Source organism: Nonomuraea sp. NPDC052116 (assembly GCF_040680035.1).
In the GTDB taxonomy this organism is placed as follows: Bacteria; Actinomycetota; Actinomycetes; order Streptosporangiales; family Streptosporangiaceae; genus Nonomuraea; species Nonomuraea angiospora_A.
In genome coordinates this window covers 56,618-73,999 of sequence record NZ_JBFAWA010000002.1, presented here as the reverse complement: position 1 = coordinate 73,999, position 17,382 = coordinate 56,618, and the positions used below count along the sequence as shown (strand labels likewise).

15 protein-coding genes are annotated in these 17,382 nt (G+C 70.3%); 7 read left to right on the top strand and 8 right to left on the bottom strand.

Annotated features, from left to right (window positions below):
• Positions 1-44: 44 nt before the first annotated feature.
• The gene (locus AB0L65_RS03210) at positions 45-1,202 is read left to right on the top strand and encodes an FAD-dependent oxidoreductase (RefSeq protein WP_364239825.1); all 1,158 of its coding nucleotides are present in this window, start codon (positions 45-47) and stop codon (positions 1,200-1,202) included.
• On the opposite strand, the gene AB0L65_RS03205 is transcribed toward AB0L65_RS03210, so the two are convergent.
• A complete protein-coding gene (locus AB0L65_RS03205) occupies positions 1,168-2,076 on the bottom strand; it encodes a M23 family metallopeptidase (protein ID WP_364239824.1) in 909 nt (302 codons plus the stop codon). The genes AB0L65_RS03210 and AB0L65_RS03205 overlap by 35 nt on opposite strands.
• Positions 2,077-2,207: 131 nt before the next feature.
• Here AB0L65_RS03205 and dnaG point away from each other — a divergent pair, with 131 nt between their 5' ends.
• From dnaG to rpoD, 5 genes are all read left to right on the top strand, one after another.
• The gene (dnaG, locus tag AB0L65_RS03200) at positions 2,208-5,009 is read left to right on the top strand and encodes a DNA primase (protein WP_364239823.1); all 2,802 of its coding nucleotides are present in this window, start codon (positions 2,208-2,210) and stop codon (positions 5,007-5,009) included.
• An 11-nt stretch (positions 5,010-5,020) separates the two neighbouring features.
• The gene (locus AB0L65_RS03195; protein ID WP_364239822.1) at positions 5,021-5,245 is read left to right on the top strand and encodes a hypothetical protein; all 225 of its coding nucleotides are present in this window, start codon (positions 5,021-5,023) and stop codon (positions 5,243-5,245) included.
• Positions 5,246-5,335: 90 nt separating this feature from the next.
• Positions 5,336-6,322, top strand: coding sequence for a hypothetical protein (locus AB0L65_RS03190; RefSeq protein WP_364239821.1), 987 nt, complete (start codon positions 5,336-5,338; stop codon positions 6,320-6,322).
• The gene (locus tag AB0L65_RS03185) at positions 6,319-7,200 is read left to right on the top strand and encodes a hypothetical protein (protein WP_364239820.1); all 882 of its coding nucleotides are present in this window, start codon (positions 6,319-6,321) and stop codon (positions 7,198-7,200) included. The genes AB0L65_RS03190 and AB0L65_RS03185 overlap by 4 nt, the downstream gene beginning before the upstream one ends.
• Positions 7,201-7,518: 318 nt before the next feature.
• The gene (rpoD, locus tag AB0L65_RS03180) at positions 7,519-8,655 is read left to right on the top strand and encodes an RNA polymerase sigma factor RpoD (RefSeq protein ID WP_363967273.1); all 1,137 of its coding nucleotides are present in this window, start codon (positions 7,519-7,521) and stop codon (positions 8,653-8,655) included.
• 66 nt (positions 8,656-8,721) lie between these two features.
• On the opposite strand, the gene AB0L65_RS03175 is transcribed toward rpoD, so the two are convergent.
• The 7 genes from AB0L65_RS03175 to AB0L65_RS03145 form a co-directional block, all read right to left on the bottom strand.
• Positions 8,722-9,528 (bottom strand): transporter substrate-binding domain-containing protein, encoded by an 807-nt coding sequence (locus AB0L65_RS03175; RefSeq protein WP_364239819.1) that lies wholly within the window; start codon positions 9,526-9,528, stop codon positions 8,722-8,724.
• Positions 9,525-10,910 (bottom strand): hypothetical protein, encoded by a 1,386-nt coding sequence (locus tag AB0L65_RS03170; protein ID WP_364239818.1) that lies wholly within the window; start codon positions 10,908-10,910, stop codon positions 9,525-9,527. Before AB0L65_RS03170 ends, AB0L65_RS03175 begins: the two co-directional genes overlap by 4 nt.
• The gene (locus AB0L65_RS03165; protein WP_364239817.1) at positions 10,907-11,536 is read right to left on the bottom strand and encodes an FHA domain-containing protein; all 630 of its coding nucleotides are present in this window, start codon (positions 11,534-11,536) and stop codon (positions 10,907-10,909) included. Before AB0L65_RS03165 ends, AB0L65_RS03170 begins: the two co-directional genes overlap by 4 nt.
• On the bottom strand, positions 11,536-12,822 hold the full coding sequence (locus AB0L65_RS03160; RefSeq protein WP_364239815.1) for a VWA domain-containing protein: 1,287 nt from the start codon (positions 12,820-12,822) through the stop codon (positions 11,536-11,538). Before AB0L65_RS03160 ends, AB0L65_RS03165 begins: the two co-directional genes overlap by 1 nt.
• Positions 12,815-13,636, bottom strand: coding sequence for a protein phosphatase 2C domain-containing protein (locus AB0L65_RS03155; RefSeq protein WP_364239814.1), 822 nt, complete (start codon positions 13,634-13,636; stop codon positions 12,815-12,817). Before AB0L65_RS03155 ends, AB0L65_RS03160 begins: the two co-directional genes overlap by 8 nt.
• A 77-nt stretch (positions 13,637-13,713) precedes the next feature.
• Positions 13,714-15,852, bottom strand: coding sequence for a tetratricopeptide repeat protein (locus tag AB0L65_RS03150; protein WP_364239812.1), 2,139 nt, complete (start codon positions 15,850-15,852; stop codon positions 13,714-13,716).
• Positions 15,849-17,015, bottom strand: a complete 1,167-nt coding sequence (locus AB0L65_RS03145; RefSeq protein WP_364239811.1) for a hypothetical protein — start codon at positions 17,013-17,015, stop codon at positions 15,849-15,851. Before AB0L65_RS03145 ends, AB0L65_RS03150 begins: the two co-directional genes overlap by 4 nt.
• Positions 17,016-17,194: 179 nt before the next feature.
• Between AB0L65_RS03145 and AB0L65_RS03140 the strand changes: the two genes are divergently transcribed.
• Positions 17,195-17,353: a hypothetical protein gene (locus tag AB0L65_RS03140; RefSeq protein WP_350725179.1), complete on the top strand. Its 159-nt coding sequence runs from the start codon at positions 17,195-17,197 to the stop codon at positions 17,351-17,353.
• Positions 17,354-17,382: the final 29 nt, after the last annotated feature.

Here is a 17,382-nt window from a genome sequence, read left to right as displayed (position 1 = left end):
ACACCCGGCTTTCCCCATGACCCGCGCAGGCGGATACTGCGCCCATGGCCACATATGTGATCGTCGGTGCCGGACTCGCGGGGGCCAAGGCCGCGGAGACGTTGCGCGAGGAAGGCTTCGACGGCGAGATCGTGCTCATCGGCGCGGAGAACGAACGGCCCTACGAACGACCGCCCCTGTCCAAGGAGTACCTCCAGGGCAAGAGCGAACGAGAGAGCATCTTCGTCCACGGCCCGGAGTGGTACGCGGACAACGCCGTCGATCTGCGGCTCGGCACGCGCGTCACGCGCATCGAGCTCGACAACCACCTGGTCAGGCTCGGCGACGGCTCGCGCCGGCGGTACGACAAGCTGCTCATCGCCACCGGCGCCACGCCGCGACGCCTGCCGGGGCCCGCGTACTACCTGCGTACCGTCCACGACAGCGAGGCGCTCAAAGAGCGCCTGGCGAGCGCGGGCAGCGTGCTCATCGTCGGCGCTTCCTGGATCGGGCTGGAGACCGCGGCGGCCGCCCGCGCGGCCGGCTGCGAGGTCACCGTCGTCGAGCCCGAGCCCACCGCGCTCAACCGGCCGCTCGGCAACGAGCTCGGCGACCTGTTCGCCCGCCTGCACGTCAGCAAGGGCGTGGACCTGCGCTTCGGCACCGCCGCCGCCGAGATCACCGAGACGGGCGTGCGGCTCAGCTCGGGCGAGCGGCTCGCCGCCGACTTCGTCGTCGTCGGCATCGGCGCCGCACCCGAGGTCGGGCTCGCCCGTGACGCCGGGCTCGACGTCGGCCAGGGCATCCACACCGACGCCGCGCTGCGCACCTCGCACCCCGACGTGTTCGCCGCCGGCGACGTGGCCGAGCCCTTCCACCCCCTGTACGGGCGCCGCCTGCGCGTCGAACACTGGGCCAACGCCCTGCACGGCGGCCCCGCCGCCGCCCGGTCCATGCTCGGCCAGGACGTGGTCTACGACCGGATCCCGTACTTCTACACCGACCAGTACGAGCTGGGCATGGAGTTCTCCGGCGACATCGAGGGCTACGACGAGATCGTCTACCGCGGCGAGCCGGAGAGCCTGGAGTTCATCGCGTACTGGCTGCGCGAGGGCCGCGTGATCGCCGGCATGAACGTCAACGTCTGGGACGTCGTGGACGAGATCCAGGAGCTCATCAGGTCACGCGTCATTGTTGACCAAAAGGAGCTATCGACGGGGTGACGGTGACCACGCCGTCGTCGGTGCGCTTCGGCTTCGGGCCCTGGGTCTTGCCGGCCTGCGGGACCTTCTTCGACCCGCACTGCACGGCGCAGCCCGGCGTCTCGCCCAGCTTGCCGCGCAGCGCCAGCGTCTCCTCCCTGGGCGAGTACGTGCGGTTGCCGGTCGCCCAGGCGTCGAGGTAGTCCCACGGCTTGACCATGCCCCTGCGTACCCACCAGAAGGCCGGGCCCGTCTTCCACGAGATCGCGAAGTAGAGATTGGGCCCGGTTTCGCGGGCGTTGCCCGTCCGGCCCACCCGCCCGAGCAGCTGGCCCGCCTTGACCGGGACACCCGGCCGGACGCCGTCGGCGACCGCGTCGAGGTGACCGCCGAGGTAACGCACGCCGTCCTTGCCGATGATCGTGACGAACCTGCCCTCGCGGGCGGCCCCCGCGTCGGTGGACGGGCTCCACTTGTCCTGGAGGTTCACCTCGTCCACGACGCCGTCGATCGGGGCCACGAACGCGCACCCCTGCGGCGCCCAGATCGTCGTCTTGGGCAGCACGAGGAGCTGGCGCTGGTAGGTCGTCTTGCAGCCCTTGACCGGGAAGGTGTACTCGTACTTCGACATCTTCGGCGGCGGCACCTTCACCGGGTCGTCGCCCTTGGGCGGCTGCTCGGCCGCCTGGTGCTCGGCCTCCGGCTCCGCCGATTCGCCGGGCGGCGCGGCGGCCGGCGGGCTCGTGGCCGGCGCGGTCGACGGCGAGGTCGCGTTGACCCCTGCCAGGCCGGTGGCCTGGGAGCAGGCGCCGGTCAGCAACAGGGCGGCCGTGACGGCCGCCCATCGTCCGAGATGCCCCGTACGCATGATCTCCACCCGTGTCACCGTTTCCACCGACAACCTTTACCTTTGTAGCCGACCGGGAGCTCCCGCAGAGCCGGTTTCCCTCTTTAGCAACCGAACAGGTGAGGTCATTCTGACGGGAGGTGCCGGGAACGTCGGAGGAGCGCAATAGACTCACCCGTGTGGCTGGCCGGATCCGTGACGTCGACATCGCGCTCGTACGTGAGCGCTCACCCATCGCCGACGTGATCGGCGAACACATCCAGTTGCGCAACGCCGGTGGGGGCAACCTCAAGGGTCTTTGCCCTTTCCACGACGAGAAGAGCCCGTCCTTCAACGTCACCCCCGAGCGCGGGATGTACTTCTGTCTGGCGGCAGAGACGCGGGTCATCACGTGGGAAGGCGTGCGTTCCATCGCCGAGCTTGCGGGCGGGGTGCACCGGATCCTCGCATCGGACGGCATGTGGGTGGACGCGCCGTTCATGTCCTTCGGGGTCCAGCCGCTCATGAAGATCGTGATGAGCCGCAACGGGCAGCAGAAGGAGATCTTCGCCACGCCTGAGCATCGCTGGTTCGTGCGGTCCGGACGGCGGCAGGATAAACGGACTGAGGTCATCACCAAAGACCTGAAGCCGCGCCAGCGGCTGGTCACGGTGTTCCCAGGCTCACGGATAAAGCGCACCACCCCATCGCCCTTTGGCGTCGCCCATGGAATCACCTTCGGTGACGGCACCCGAGCCGCTACGGGAAGTAGGGCGACGCTCGACAGCGTCAAGGACGCACAACTGCTCAAGTGGTTCCCTCTCAGCTATGTGACGGAGGGATCCGATGGTGCCTCGGGAAACAGCAGGCAGCTCCTGGTCCACCACCTGCCGCGGTTCTTCAAGGAGCTCCCTCCGCTAGATGAGTCCGTGCCGTACCTTTATGGCTGGCTCGCGGGCTACCTGGCTGCCGACGGGCATGTCGCCAAAGACGGCACGATTATCCTGAACTGCGCGGACAAGGCGACGCTGGAGTTCGTCCGCACCGTGTGCACGAGGCTCGGGATCGGCACCTACGGCATCACGGAGCAAGTGCGCGTGGGCTTTCCGGGCCGGGAGCCGAGCTCGCTCTTCCGCATCCACTTCGTCAACGAGGACCTCACTGAGGCCTTCTTTTTGATCGACGAGCACCGCCTGAGGTTCGCCGGCGCGGCGAAGGCGTTCGCCAGGCGCGGCTGGGTGGTGAAGTCGGTCGAAGAGACGGATCGCGTCGAGGAGGTGTTCTGCGCCACCGTTGATCATGGGCACGCCTTTGTCCTAGAAGACAATATTTTGACCGGAAACTGCTTCGGCTGCTCCGAGGGCGGCGACGTGATCACGTTCGTCGAGAAGATCGAGCATCTGTCGTTCGGCGAGGCGGTCGAGCGGCTGGCGCAGCGGGCCGGGATCACGCTGCAGTACGAGCAGGGCGGCTACGTCCCCAGGCGCGACCACGGCGAGCGGGCCCGGCTGATCGAGGCGCACAAGGCGGCGGCGGAGTTCTACGCGGACAAGCTGCTCGTGCCCGACGCGGCGCCCGGGCGGCGGTTCCTGTCGGAGCGGGGCTTCGAGCGGGCCGACGCCGAGCTGTTCGGGGTGGGCTACGCGCCGGCCGAATGGGAGGCGCTGACGCGGCATCTGCTGGGGCGCGGGTTCACCGCCGAGGAGATCGTCAAGGGCGGGCTGGCCAAGGAGGGCCGGCGGGGGCCCATCGACCGCTTCAGGGGGCGGCTGATCTGGCCTATCAGGGACGCCACGGGCGATGTGATCGGATTCGGCGCGCGGAAGTTGCTCGATTCCGATGATGGTCCGAAATATCTGAATACGCCTGACTCGCCGCTTTACAAGAAGAGCCAGGTGCTTTATGGGATTGATCTCGCCAAACGGGAGATCTCCAAGCGCGCCCAGGCCGTGATCGTCGAAGGCTATACCGATGTGATGGCCTGCCATCTGGCCGGAGTGCCGACGGCGGTGGCCACCTGCGGCACGTCGTTCGGCGAGGAGCACATCAAGATCCTGCGCAGATTCCTGCTCGACCAGGCCGAATTCCGGGGCGAGGTGATCTTCACCTTCGACGGCGACGCGGCCGGGCAGAAGGCGGCGCTGCGGGCGTTCGCCGACGAGCAGAAGTTCGTCACCCAGACCTACGTCGCGGTGCAGCCCGACGGGCTCGACCCGTGCGACCTGCGGGTCAAGCAGGGCGACGCGGCCGTGCGGGACCTCATCGCGAGTCGGGAGCCGCTCTTCCAGTTCGCGATCAGGAGCACGATCTCCCGCTACGACCTGCGCAGCAACGAAGGCAAGATCGCCGCACTCGACGCCGCCGCGCCGATCGTGGCCGGGATCAAAGATCCTGGATTGCGTAAGCGATACAGCATCGATCTTGATGGCTGGCTGGGATTCCTGGACGAGGGTTTCGTCCAGCGACGTATCACCGAGGTTTGGCACGCCAAGCGAGGGCGCCCTCAACGAGCCCCCAAGGCTGAGGTGATTGGACCCCACGTGCGGTTCGAGAGCGAACTACTCAAGCTTGCTATTCAGCGGCCTGCTCTGCTTGGGCCTCGGTTCGACGCACTCGATGAGCAAGCGTTTACCACACCCGAACACGCGGTCCTGCAGAAGGTGATCATCGCTGCGGGCGGTGCCGCCTCGGCTGGACACGGTGGTCGTGAGTGGGTCGATCGGTTGCTCGAGCATGCCCACGATTCAGCAGCACAGACACTGGTCTCCAGGTTTGCCGTGGAGCCCCTGAAAGCGGACGCCGGGGCAGAAGAGCGCTATGGGTCAGACCTGCTGGCCGCGGTGGAGAAGTTGGCGGTGGACAGGGCGATCGCGCAGGTCAAGTCCCGTCTCCAGCGGCTCAATCCAGTCGATGGGGAACAGGAGTTCAATAGGCTGTACGGCAGGCTGGTCGCATTGGAACAGCAGCGCAGAGCCTTGCTCAACCAGGTTGCCGGCAGCTGACCCGCTTCGCGGTGGAGCCCATCCAGGCGGACGCGCACGCCGAGGAACGCTACGCCGGCGCCATGCTGGCGGCCATCGAGGCCATCGCGGTCGACCGGGCCATCGCGCAGGCGAAGTCGCGGATGCAGCGGCTCAATCCGGTGGAGGAGCAGCAGGAGTACAACAAGCTGTTCGGGGAGCTGGTGGCGCTGGAGCAACAGCGCCGCGTCCTCCGCGACCGCGCTGCCGGCAGCTGACCCCCGCACGCCGCCCTGGGCACTGCGCCGCCTGCCGGGCGTGATGGGTTTGTGATCAACCTTTGCGGCGGCAAAGCGGTCTAAACCGGCGTGAGAGTCAAGATCACGTCGGCTCTAGGGGCGCTGGCGGCCGTGGCGATGGTGGCGGGCGCGGCCGGCACGGCGGAGGCGGGGGCGGCCAAGAGCTCGCCGGTCCGGGCCGCTCATCTGCCCAACTGCGGCGCCGACTACTTCATCCCGTGCAAGAAGGCCCCCTGGTACCTCTACCTCCGCGACGGCCGCTGGGTGAAGTTCCCCGCCGCCGCCCGGTACGCCACCGAGGCCGACGGGACGCGGGCCGACGAGGTGGAGGACGATCCGGCGCCGTTCGAGGTCAGCGGGGACGGCGGCACCATCGCCTACGTCAGGGCCCGCGACGGCCGGGTGGTCGTCGAGCGGTGGCCCGGCGGCAAGGCGACCGTGCTGCCCGCCTACGGCAAGGGCGTGGGCACCAAGTACGTCGACCTGTTCCTGTCGCCCGACGGCCGCCGCCTGCTGGTCGGCTTCGCGGAGGCGGCGAAGCCGCGCGCGCCGATGGTGGTCGACGTGGCGACCGGCCGGACGGTCAGGACGCTTCCGGCGACCGACGTGCCGAAGGGGTTCGGCGCCGACGGTGACGAGGTGCTCGCGACCAGGGCGAAGGACGACAACACGATCGAGGTGCTCGCGTACCCGCTGGACGGCGGGCCGGTCGCCGACACGCCGCCCCAGGAGGTCGTGTCCAGGGACTCCGAGTTCGTGCTGGCGGCCGACGGCCACACGCTCCTGGTGCGGCCGCCCACGGCGGGCAAGCAGCCCGAGCGGGTGCGGGCGTACGACCTGCTGGCCCGCGCCTGGGCGGGCAAGGGCAGACCGATCAAGGCGACGCAGGGCATGTCGAGCCTGGCCTGGGGGCCGGGCGGGCGGCTGGAGCTCCGCCGCGTCATCGGCTCCGACGAGGAGTTGCGGCGGACCACCCGGGTCTACGCGCTCGACCCCGCGACGGGGGCCACCAAGCAGGTGGACAAGTACACGATCCGTGCGGGGGTGCCGAAGTGAGAGTGAGCCACCTTGCCGTCGCGGCCGCCCTGCTGGCGCCGTTCGCGATCACGCCGGCCGCGGGGGCCACGAGCGACCCGATCCGCTACGCGGCGCCGCTCAAGGGCAGGACGCTCCAGGTCGTGCTCCGCAGCGGCGCCACGCGCACGCTGAAGGCGCTGGGGGAGGGCGACCGGCCGGTCGCGGTGAGCGCCGACGGGGCCCGCATGGCCTACTTCAGGGCGGCGGACAGAGCCCTCGTCACCTACCCCTCCGGCAAGCGCGTGGGATCGATCAAGCAGCCCAGGAACGAGGCCGGCGTGGACGAGACGACGCTGATGCTGTCGCCGGACGGCCGCCGGCTGGCCTATTTCGACAACGACGGCTCCCACCGGGGCCGCGTGTTCGACGCCGTCACCGGGAAGAAGATCGGCTCGCTGCCCGCGCCCCTCAACTGGAACCCGGCCGGGTTCAGCGGCGACGGCGGTGAGATGCTGCTGGTCCGGAGCGGCTCGACGACCGACCTGGCCGTCACGGACCTGCGCGGGCGCGTGCTCCGCCGCGACACGCCGCCCCAGATCGTGGGATTCAACCTGCCCGAGTGGGACGGCGACGGCAAGGTCGCGGCGCTGGCCGCCGACGGGCGCAGGATCGCCGTGTACGTGCCGGGCCAGGCCCCGGGCCTGGTGGTGTACGACCTGGCGAGCAGGCAGGTGAGCGAGAAGATCGCCGTCCAGAAGCCCGCGGCCGCCACCTGGACGGGGGAGCGGGAGGTGACGCTCCGCGTGGACGGCGGCGGCCGGACACGGCTGGTCCGGATCGACGTGGACAGCGGCGCGAGCCAGGTCGCGGACGACTACCGAACCCCTGTGAAGCGGGCATACCACGCGGGCGGTTGATAACAGTTCGGCCGCGATGACAAGCGGGATATCAGGGCGGTTGACCAGGGAAAGCCCGCGAGCCTGGCTCGGTCCAATACAGCGACAATGAGGATGGCCGACGACTTCCGGGCAGCGAAAGAGTTGCGTCCGACCGGAGGGTGTCGCCGGGCGCCGGGAATCCAGACCGCGTAATTGACTTTACTTTCCTGATCAAACTCCGGCTAAACCTTTAAGTGATCTCAATTCGGTAAGGACGTTAGTCTTACCTTCGGTGACAAAAATGGGTCTGCCATTTGATGGAACCAATACTGCAGACTGTCTCCCGTGGGTGCATCGGTGCTGCCAAGCAGTCCGCCATCGGTAGATCAGGTGGCGGACCTCGTCGCGAAGGGAAGAGAGCGCGGGAGCGTAACCGTCGATGACGTCGCAGCCGCGCTTGACCGATCCGAGTTGCCGTCCGACGCGCTGGAACGCGTCGTGCGCATGCTCGCCGAGAACGGCGTGGAGGTCCTCGAGCCCCAGGGCGACGAGGAGGCCACCCGCGCCGATGAGGAAGACGTTGGCAAGCGGGCGCCGACCAGCGATCTGGTCCGTATTTATCTACGGGAGATCGGCCGTGTGCCTTTGCTGACCGCAGAGGAGGAGGTGGAGCTCGCCAAGTCGATCGAAGCCGGTCTGTTCGCCGAGGACAAGCTGGGCAGCGGGGTCTCGCGCCTGGCCTTCCCGGAGTTCAGGGAGCTCGTCTGGCAGGGCACCCGGGCCAAGCAGCGGCTCATCGAGGCCAACCTCAGGCTCGTGGTGTCGATCGCCAAGCGGTACGTGGGCCGCGGCATGCTGTTCCTGGACCTGATCCAGGAGGGCAACCTCGGGCTCATCCGGGCGGTCGAGAAGTTCGACTACACGAAGGGCTACAAGTTCTCCACCTACGCCACCTGGTGGATCAGGCAGGCGATCACGAGGGCCATCGCCGACCAGGCGCGGACGATCCGCATTCCCGTGCACATGGTGGAGACCATCAACAAGCTCGTGCGCGTGCAGCGCCAGCTCCACCAGGACCTCGGCCGCGAGCCGATTCCCGAGGAGATCGCCAAGGAGATGGACCTCCCTGTCGATCGCGTGGTGGAGATCCAGCGCATCGCCCAGGAGCCGGTGTCACTGCAGTCGCCGATCGGTGAGGAGGACTCCGACCTCGGAGACTTCATCGAGGACGCCGACGCCGTCGTGCCCATGGAGGCCGCGGCCTTCATCATGCTGCAGGACCAGCTCGACGACATCCTGGCCACGCTGTCCGACCGCGAGCAGCGCATCATCCAGCTCCGCTTCGGCCTCGCCGACGGTCATCCGCGCACGCTGGAGGAGGTGGGCAGGGAGTTCGGGGTCACGCGGGAGCGCATCCGGCAGATCGAGTCGAAGACCCTGGCCAAGCTCCGGCACCCGACGCGGGCGCAGATGCTGAGGGACTATCTGGACTGATCCGGAGGGATCCCAAGGGAACGGGCCCGGGCCTCGTAGCCCGGGCCCTTCCCATGTCCGCGGCCGTCAGGAGCAGCCCTCGAACTGCGGCACCGCGACCGTCGACAGGTCCAGCCCCGACTTGCCGAACCACCGGTTCAGCAGCCGCGCGGTCGTCCCGTCCTGGTACATGTCGGTGATCGCCCGGTTGACCGCCTCGCACCCGGCCACGTCGCTCCTGCGCATGCCCACCCCGGTGCGCTGCTCGTTGAACTGCGCGTTGGCCAGCTTCAGCCCCGTCCCGTCCTGGTTGGCCAGCCCCGCCAGGATGACGTCGTTGGTGGTGACCGCGTCGACCTGCTTGCTCTTCAGCGCCGTCAGGCACGCCTTGTAGTCGTCGAACGGCACCAGTTGCGCCGGCACCTCGCGCTCCTCCACGACCCGCTGGGCCGCGTTCGAGCCCTTGACCGCGCAGATCTTTCGGCCCTTGAGCTCGCGCACGTTCTTGATCGTCTCGTCGGGCCGCTGCAGGATGTCCTGGTAGGAGACGTGGTACGGCCCCGCGAACAGCACGTCCTTCTTGCGCTCCTGGTCGATCGTGAACGTGGCCAGCACCAGGTCGGCCTTGCCGTCCGTCAGCACCTTCGCCCGGTCGGCGGCCAGCACGGGGATGTAGGAGGCCTGCTTGTGCAGCTTGCGCGCGATGTAGGCGGCCACGTCCACGTCGAAGCCCTCGAACCCGCCGTCCGGGCGGCGGAACCCGACCGACGGCAGGTCGGGCCGTACCGCGATGACGATCTTGTCCTTGTCCAGGACCGATTCCTGCCCGTCCGTCCCGCAGCCCGCGACGACCGTCGCGAACAGGGCCAGCACCGCTGCCAACGCCCGCTTCACCGGTACTCCTTGAGTCGTGGCCACACCCCTGCGATCACCAGCAGGCCGATCGCGCCGATCGCGAACGGCAACAGCCGCCACAGGTTGTCCAGCGAGCCCTCGCCGGTCGCGATCGCCCGCGTGAACACGGCCTGATGCCCGGCGGACAGCGACACCAGCGCGCGGTCATAGGCGTCGAACGCCTGGCTCACCGGCCCGAGCCGCTCGGCGACCGCCTCGTTGGTCCTGCCGCCCGCCACCAGCTCGCGGAACTTCCCGTCGGCGGCCTGGAAGCTCCGGTACGCCTCCATGGCCTGATCGCCCTGCTTGCCGACGAGCTCGGGCCCCAGCAGACCGAGGACGTCGTCGTCACCCTTGGCGACCTGGTCGTGGTAGGTCCGCAGGTTGCCCGCCTTGAGGTAGACGACCGACATCGCCTTGTCCAGGAACGTGTGCTCGTAGGTGTCGGCCCACTCCTTGTCGAGCAGATAGCGGCTCTGGTCGCCCTGCATGCTGTTGCTGATCGAGCGCGCCTTGGCCAGCGTCAGCACCGAGTCGAACCCGGCCGACTTCGCCGTGCGCAGCGCGTTCTCGTCCTGCGCGAGCACGGTCAGCCCGGAGATCAGCGCGATCGCGGTCGTCACGGTGGCGACCAGCAGCGCCGGGCCGAACACCCGGCGGAAGCGCCGCGCGAGGAAGACCTGCAGCCAGATCAGGCAGCCCAGCGCGAGCAGCCCGGCCACCACCACGGCGGCCCGCAGGAGGGGCACCATGACGGTCTTCTCGTCGTAGGTGGCGCGCACGATCGTGCCGCTCTCCAAGGTCAGGTTGTACGCCTGGGGCAGCAGCTCGACCCGCATCAGCTTGGTGGCCTCGCGGTAGGTGAGCACCACGTCCTGGGGCGGCGGCCCCGGCGCGTGCTTGGACCGCTCGTCCAGCAGCAGCGCCTGGCCGGTCAGCCGTTCGTAGCGGCCCAGCCGGTCGAGCACCGCGTGGACCGTCGCCTGCTCCGCCTTGGTGTCGGCCAGCGACAGCGCCTGCATCAGCGCCTCGTTGGCCCTGGACCGCGCCGCCTCGTAGCGGTCGAGCGCCTGCGCGCGCTGCGGCGCGTACTGGTCGCCCATCACCAGCACGTTGGCCACCTGCGCGTCCATGTCGCTCAGCGCCAGGTAGAGATCGGCGGTGGCGACCACCTGCGGGCCCGCGTCGCGCCCGATGACCTGCAGGCCGTCGCGGGCGGTCATGCTGCCGACCGCGAGCGCCCCGAAGAGCAGCGCCAGCGAGGCGACGGTGATGCCGGTGATGACCCGGATCCTGCCGGGCACGCTCCGGCGCGCCGGCGGCGGGCCGCCCGCCGCCGGCATCGCGGGGGCCTGGGGCGCCTGGGGCTGTGCGAGGGTCACGGCGTGCCCTCCCTGATGGTGATGACGGTCCACGCGCCCAGGTGGATCCGGTCACCCGCGCCGACCCTGACCGGCACGTTGACCTTGACGGGCTTGCCGTTCACCTGGGTGCCGTTGGCGGAGCCCGGGTCGACCAGCATCCACGAGCCGTCCGGCTGCGCCAGCAGCACGGCGTGCAGGTGGGAGATGCCCGGGTCCTCGGGCGGCCCGGTCAGGTCGATCTCGGGGGCCACGTTCCTGGCCCGGCTGCGCCGCCCGATGCGTACCTGCTCGCCCATCAGCGCGAACGAGCGCTCGGGGCAGTACGGCGGGAACGCCATCGCCGCCGCGTCGGGCCCGCCCTCGGCGATGACCTTCTCGTAGTAGGTCCGGTCGGCCGCCGTGACGGCCTCGAACCGCACCCCGCTCACGGGGACCGCGACGGGCGCGCTGCCGCCGGTGAAGTCGTGCCCGCACACCTCGCAGAACTGCCCGGCGCGCGGCGTCTGGCAGACCGGGCACGCCTCCACCGACGGGCCCGGAGCCTGGGGCTGGGGCGCGGCCGCGGGCGCGCCCCCCATCTGGGCGCCGCAGACGTCGCAGTAGTCGTCGGCGCCTGACGGGTGCCCCTGCGGACAGGTGGCCATCAGTTTCCTTCCTTGCGCAGCCGGCTGGTACGGACGGAGCCGGTGTCGAGTTCGAGCTCGTCGGCCTTGTCCACGTTCCTGCGCAGCCGGGCCGTGCCGGTGGCCGGATCGACCTCGACCACCTTCTCCAGCAGCCTGGCCGTGTCCTCGCGGCCCGACTGGGCGGCCAGCTGCTGGGCCTTGGCCAGGCGGGCGGTCGCGGTGTCGACGTCCCCCATGGCGCGGGCGCTGAGGCCGTCCTGGATGAGCTCGTGCAGCTCGGCCTGGCCGGTGTAGTGGGCGACCTTGCCGTTGATCCGGGTGGACTGCGCCAGGTCGTCGGTCCACTGGGCGAGCACGTTCCCGCTGGCCAGGACCTCCTGGGTGTCGGGGCGTACGAGCTTGACCCAGCCGGCCCTGATCTCGTGCCCGATCTGCCCCGGCGGCACCTCCACGCAGATGTGGTACTCGCGCTCCTCCGTGCCCCAGGAGCCGGTCGGGTAGTCGCCGGTCAGCGGGTTCACGTCGGTGCGCTTGCCGGTCAGGTCGAGCAGCGTGGGGGAGACCTGCTTGACGAACTTCAGCGTCGCGGTCTGCGGCACCCACACCCGCAGCGACAGCTCGGCCACGGTCTTGCTCATCGACGTCTGCGTCAGCCTGCGGAAGAACTCCGACAGATCCCCTTGGTTGCGTACGTAGTCGAACGAGCCGAGCATGGCCTCCGCGACCTTGCGCAGCTCGGCGGGCACCCAGTCCTCGCCGATCCCCAGGGAGTCGCACACGAACTTGCCGCTCCAGCCCGCCAGCACCGAGGCGAACACCTCGGGCCGCTCGTTGTTCTGGCCGTCGGTCATCAGCAGCGCGTGCCGGATCGCCGACGGGTGCGCCGAGAGGAGATGCCCGGCCAGCTTCAGCCACTCGCCCATGGCGGTGCCGCCGTGCGCGCTCAACCGGCTGATCGCCCGCTCGGCCTCGGCCCTGGTGGCCGGGCTCGACCTGACCAGGTTGGCGTTGCCGCCGGGGTAGACGACCTTGGCCCGCTCGGTGCCGGCGACCACCGCGAAATACACCCCGTCGCGCAGGGTGTGGACGGCGGTCGTGGCCGCCTGCCTGGCCTCGCGGATCTTGCTGCCGCTCATCGAGCCGGACGTGTCAATGATGATCACTTCGGCGGCCTCGGCGGCGACGGACTGCGTGGTGACGCCGCCGGTGGAGCTGACCGTGAGGATGGCGTGCACGTCGCGGGCGTCGGTGGAGAGGTACTTGTTCTGGTCGATCGTCAAGGTGAAGGTCGGCTGCTCACCCATGCGTCACTCCTAGGGGGATCAAGGCGATGGTCACGTTGTCCTGGCCGCCGGAGTCGAGCGCGTGGCGCAGCATCTCGCGGGCCATGTCGATGGGGGTTCCGGAGCTGGGGAAGGCGTAGCCGTCCAGATAGCGCCACAGGCCGTCGCTGCAGACGAGCAGCAGGCCGGGCTCCTCCGGGATGAGGGTGCGTACGTGGAGCGGGACGTCGACGGCGTCGGCGCCCAGCCAGCCGGTGATCTCGCCGGTCTCGATCGCGTCGTCCACGGTCAGCATGACGCCGGGCCGGCCTGCGGGACCCGGCAGCCAGTAGGCCCTGGTGTCGCCGGCCCAGCCGAGCGTGATCCGGCCCCGCTCGACCACGGCGGCGATGTACGTGCAGGCGGGGGCGTCGTCCACGGACGTGGCGAGCTTGGTCACCGCGCGCCCGGCCAGCTCGAACGCCTCCTCCTGCCCCAGCCCCCTGGCCAGCGCGGACGAGGCGGTCTCGACGGCCACCGCGGACGCCTCGTCGGCCCTGGGCGAGCTGCCCACGCCGTCGCAGACCACGGTCACGATCGCGTCGCCGGACGTCAGCAGCGCCACCGCGTCCTCGTTGCGGCTGCGGCGCAGGCCCTTGTCGGTCACGGCCGCCGCGCCGCCGTCGATCACGGTCTCCGCGTGGTCCCTGTCGGTGGGCTGGCGCAGGCCGCACCGCTCGCAGTAGCCCTCGGCGTCCACGGCCGCCGCGCCGCACGACGCGCAGGTCGGCGCGCCCAGGGTGTGCCCGCACGCCTCGCAGTAGGTGTCACCCGCGAGCACGGGCGCCTCACACACGGGACAACTCATGGCGTCCTTTTGCCGAGCCGCGCTCGGGGCGTTCTGATGGATGTCCTCGCTTCGCTGCGGATCCATCAGAACCAGCTCCTCGGGCGCACCGCGTTCGCCTGGTCGATGAGGGCGTGGCGCTCCTGGCGGGACTCGGCCGCGACGGCCAGCTTGCGGAAGATCGACTCCAGCCGCCTGCGCAGCCCCTGCTCGGTGAACGGCGCCTCGGCCAGTTGCGCGCCCTTCGGCGGCGAACCGCTCTCGAGCCAGGTCAGCGCCGAGGTGAGCAGCTCGGCGGTGAGCACGTCGCGGCGGCGCGGGTCGAGGTCGGCCTGTTTGGCCAGCCGGTCGGCCGAGCCCACCAGGTCGTCCGTGGTGAGCCTGCTCAGGTCGGCCCCCCGTACGACGGAGACCGCCAGCGCCACCTGCGCCCGCGCCCGGTGGACCGAATGGGTGGGCACCTCGTCGAGCACGCTCATCCGGCCCGACCTGGCCAGCCCGAACACCGCGCTCACGTACGAGTGGTCGGTCCGCCACACGGCCTCGTACCAGCCGGCGGCGGGCTTGCCCGCGCACTCCAGCGCGAACGCCAGCGCCAGCTTCGGCGCCAGCTCGCCGGGCAGCGCCGACAGGCACGCGTCGAACATGGCGGCGGCCTCCTCCGGCCGCCCCGTGGTCAGGCACAGCACCCCGCGGTACCAGGTCACCCGCCAGTCGCGGGGCAGCTCGATGTCCAGCTCGTTCAGCGCGACGGGGGCCTCGGCCGAGGCCCACTCGGCCAGCAGCCTGGCCCGCATCAGCTTCGTCTCGGGCGTCTTCGGCAGCGCGGCGAGCTGGTCCATCAGCTCCTTGCCGTCGCTGCCCAGCAGCCCGGCCAGCGCGCCCGCCGCCGCGTCGGCGGGGTCGACCAGCGGCACCGGCAGCGCCTGCGCGACGGCCACCGGATCGAGCGGCCCGAACACCACGTCGCTCTCCTCCGCCAGCGCCGTGCCCACGGCGCCGCGCTCGGGCCCGAACATCGGCGAGGGCGCCGGGTACGGGACCTTGTCCTCGATGGCGCTGACCTCCCGCAGCACCCCGACGAGCTGCTCCTCCATCTCCTCCGCGCTCTGGAACCTGTCGGCGGGATTGACGGCGGTGGCCTTGCGCAGCAGCCGGGTGAACGACGGGTGCCCGCAGTCCTCGGGCAGCGGGGTGGCCACGCCGTTCGCGTACGGGGAGAAGCCCGGGATCGCCAGCACCGCCAGCGTCCTGGCCACGGTGTAGAGGTCGGCGGTGGCGGCGGCGGCGTGGGTCTCCACCTCGGGGCCGTGGTAGCCGGGCGTGGCCCAGCCCGAGCCCGGCGGCGCGCCGATGGGCAGCACCGCGCCCAGGTCGATGAGCTTGAGCCGCTTGCCGACCCTGATCACGTTGGCCGGTTTGAGGTCGCAGTAGACCATGCCGTGCTCGTGCAGGTAGGCGAACGCCTGCAGGATCTCCCGGCCGTACATGAGGGCCTCGCGCAGCGGCACCGGGCCCTGGCGGCGCAGCTCGTGCAGCGACTGGCCGCCCACGTACTCCATGACGATGTAGCCGAAGCCGCCGGAGCGCTGGAAGTTGAGGATCTTGACGATGTTGGGGTGGTCGACCGTGGTGAGGAACTTCCGCTCCGCCTCCGCCGCCGCCAGCGCCTCGGCGTCGTTGGTGTTGAGCAGGCCCTTGAGCACGACCCACATGCCGTCGAGGTTCTCGTCGGAGGCCAGGTAGATCCAGCCGAGCCCGCCGTGCGCCAGGCAGCCCAGCACGCGGTACTGGTCCGCCACCAGGTCGGCCTTGTCCAGCTTGGGGGTGAACGAGAACTGCGTACGGCAGTGCGGGCAGAACCCGTCCGTCAGCCCCGGCCGCCCCTCCCTGGAGCGCCCGACCTCCTGCCCGCACGCCGGGTTGGCGCAGAACCGCTTGTTCTCGGGCACCACGGGGTCGGCCATCACGGCGGTGGCCGGGTCGCGGTAGGGCACCGACGGCAGGTCGGCGATGGTGGCCAGCACGCCGGGCCGCGACCTGCCGCTGCTCACCGGAGAGGTGACGGACCGGCTCACCGGCTGTGTCTGCAGGGGGACCGAAACAGGCCCAGAAACGGGCACAGAAGCGGGCGGCGGCGCCGGCGTGCTCGCCGAGTGGCCGCACAGGTCGCAGTAGCCGTCCTCGATCGTGCCCGTGCAGCCCGGCTGCGCGCAGCGGGTCATGGCTTACCTCCGTGGATCGCGCGCTGGTACGTCTCGACGGCCGCCGCCGCCCTCGTCAGGTCGCAGGGCGCGGTCCAGAGCAGCACGCGCGCCCGTTCGAACAGTTCGGAGGCCGCCGGGTCCTCCGCCAGGCCCTTGCGCACCGCCATCACCTGGCAGGCGCCGAGCCGCCCGCGCAGCTCGTCACGCCTGCTGACCAGGCCGTAGAGCGCCTTGGCCGTGGTCTGCGACTGCTCGGCGGCCTTGCGGGCCTCCTCCTCCAGCGCCGCCAGCCGCTTGGCCCGCAGCACCCAGGTGTCGGCCGAGGCGTCGAGCGCGTCCAGCTCGGCGGCCAGGGACTCGGCCCGGCCGCGCGGCTGGGCCTGCGGAGGCAGGGCGATCTTCACGACCACCGCGCCGTGGGCCAGCCTGGCCTCGCTCTCGGCCCCCCGTACCCGGTCGAGCGCGGCCACGAGGTCCTCCCGCCGCCTGGCGAACTCGTCCTTGACGGTGAGCGCCAGCTCCAGCTCCGCGCGGGAGCCGGCCAGCAGCCGGGTCAGCCGGTCGAGGTCCGGCTCCGCGGACGGGCCCAGCGGGTCTTCGACCACCGAGCCGCGCAGCCGCTTCAGCTCGGCCTCCTGCGCGGTCAGGTCGGCGCCCTCGCCTAACCGGCGTTCGAGGTCGCGGATGTGGCGTAGGTCGCCGTCGGCGCCGTCGAGGCGGGGCAGCACGGCGTTCCACACCGCGTCGATGTCGTTGAGCGCGGAGGTGACCTCGCGGAAGGCGGCGTCCATCCGGGTCAGGGTCTGGTCGAGGGTCAGCCGCTCGTCCTTCTGGGGCAGCAGCGAGCGCTGCTCGACGGGCTTGGCGGTGGCCCGCAGCACCACGGACGGGCCCGCCAGCAGCTCCGTCAGCCGGCTCAGCTGTTCGGGGGTCAGCCTGGCGCGCGTGGCCCTGATCTGCTCCGCGTCACGCAGCACCCCCCGGTACGCGTCGTTCAGAGACCACAGCGTGGCCAGCGACTCCTGCGCCGCGGCCCATCTCCGCTGTGTCTCCCCGCGTAAGGAGGATCCCTTGAGCAGCTGATAGGTGGTGTGGGATTCGAGATCGAGCAGGTCGCCGGAGACGCGGTCGCGTTCGTCGGCTCGAGCGCGCAGTGCGTGCTCGACGCCCTCCCTGCTCATAGGTGGTCCCAGGCTCATCACGCTCCCCGTGAAGCAGGCCTCCCCCGAACCCTTGCTCCTACCGGCACAACGGGGGGATCGGCCGGTTGGTTCCAAGAGTAGGGGTGGCCCCTGACTTGTCCCTGATTCAACCCTGCATCGCCTGCAATTCGCTTAAAGGATCTTTTACCGTTGCAGGCATGGGACGAATTCTGCTGATCATCGCGGCCGTCGTGGCCGCACTCGTACTTCTCGGGCCCCTTGTGGGCTTCGCGCTCACGCTGCTCAAGTGGGGACTGATCATCGGTGCCGTGGCGTTCGGCGTCATGCTCCTGTCGAAGTGGGTCAAGAGGACATAGCGTCTTGGGGTTTCCCCAGGCATAGTTGT

Coding starts and splice junctions, on each gene's coding strand:
- AB0L65_RS03210 (WP_364239825.1), top strand. CDS start 45: ATGGCCACATATGTGATCGTCGGTGCCGGACTCGCGGGGGCCAAGGCC.
- AB0L65_RS03165 (WP_364239817.1), bottom strand. CDS start 11,536: ATGGCCACCTGTCCGCAGGGGCACCCGTCAGGCGCCGACGACTACTGC.
- AB0L65_RS03160 (WP_364239815.1), bottom strand. CDS start 12,822: ATGGGTGAGCAGCCGACCTTCACCTTGACGATCGACCAGAACAAGTAC.
- AB0L65_RS03150 (WP_364239812.1), bottom strand. CDS start 15,852: ATGACCCGCTGCGCGCAGCCGGGCTGCACGGGCACGATCGAGGACGGC.
- AB0L65_RS03145 (WP_364239811.1), bottom strand. CDS start 17,015: ATGAGCAGGGAGGGCGTCGAGCACGCACTGCGCGCTCGAGCCGACGAA.
- AB0L65_RS03140 (WP_350725179.1), top strand. CDS start 17,195: ATGGGACGAATTCTGCTGATCATCGCGGCCGTCGTGGCCGCACTCGTA.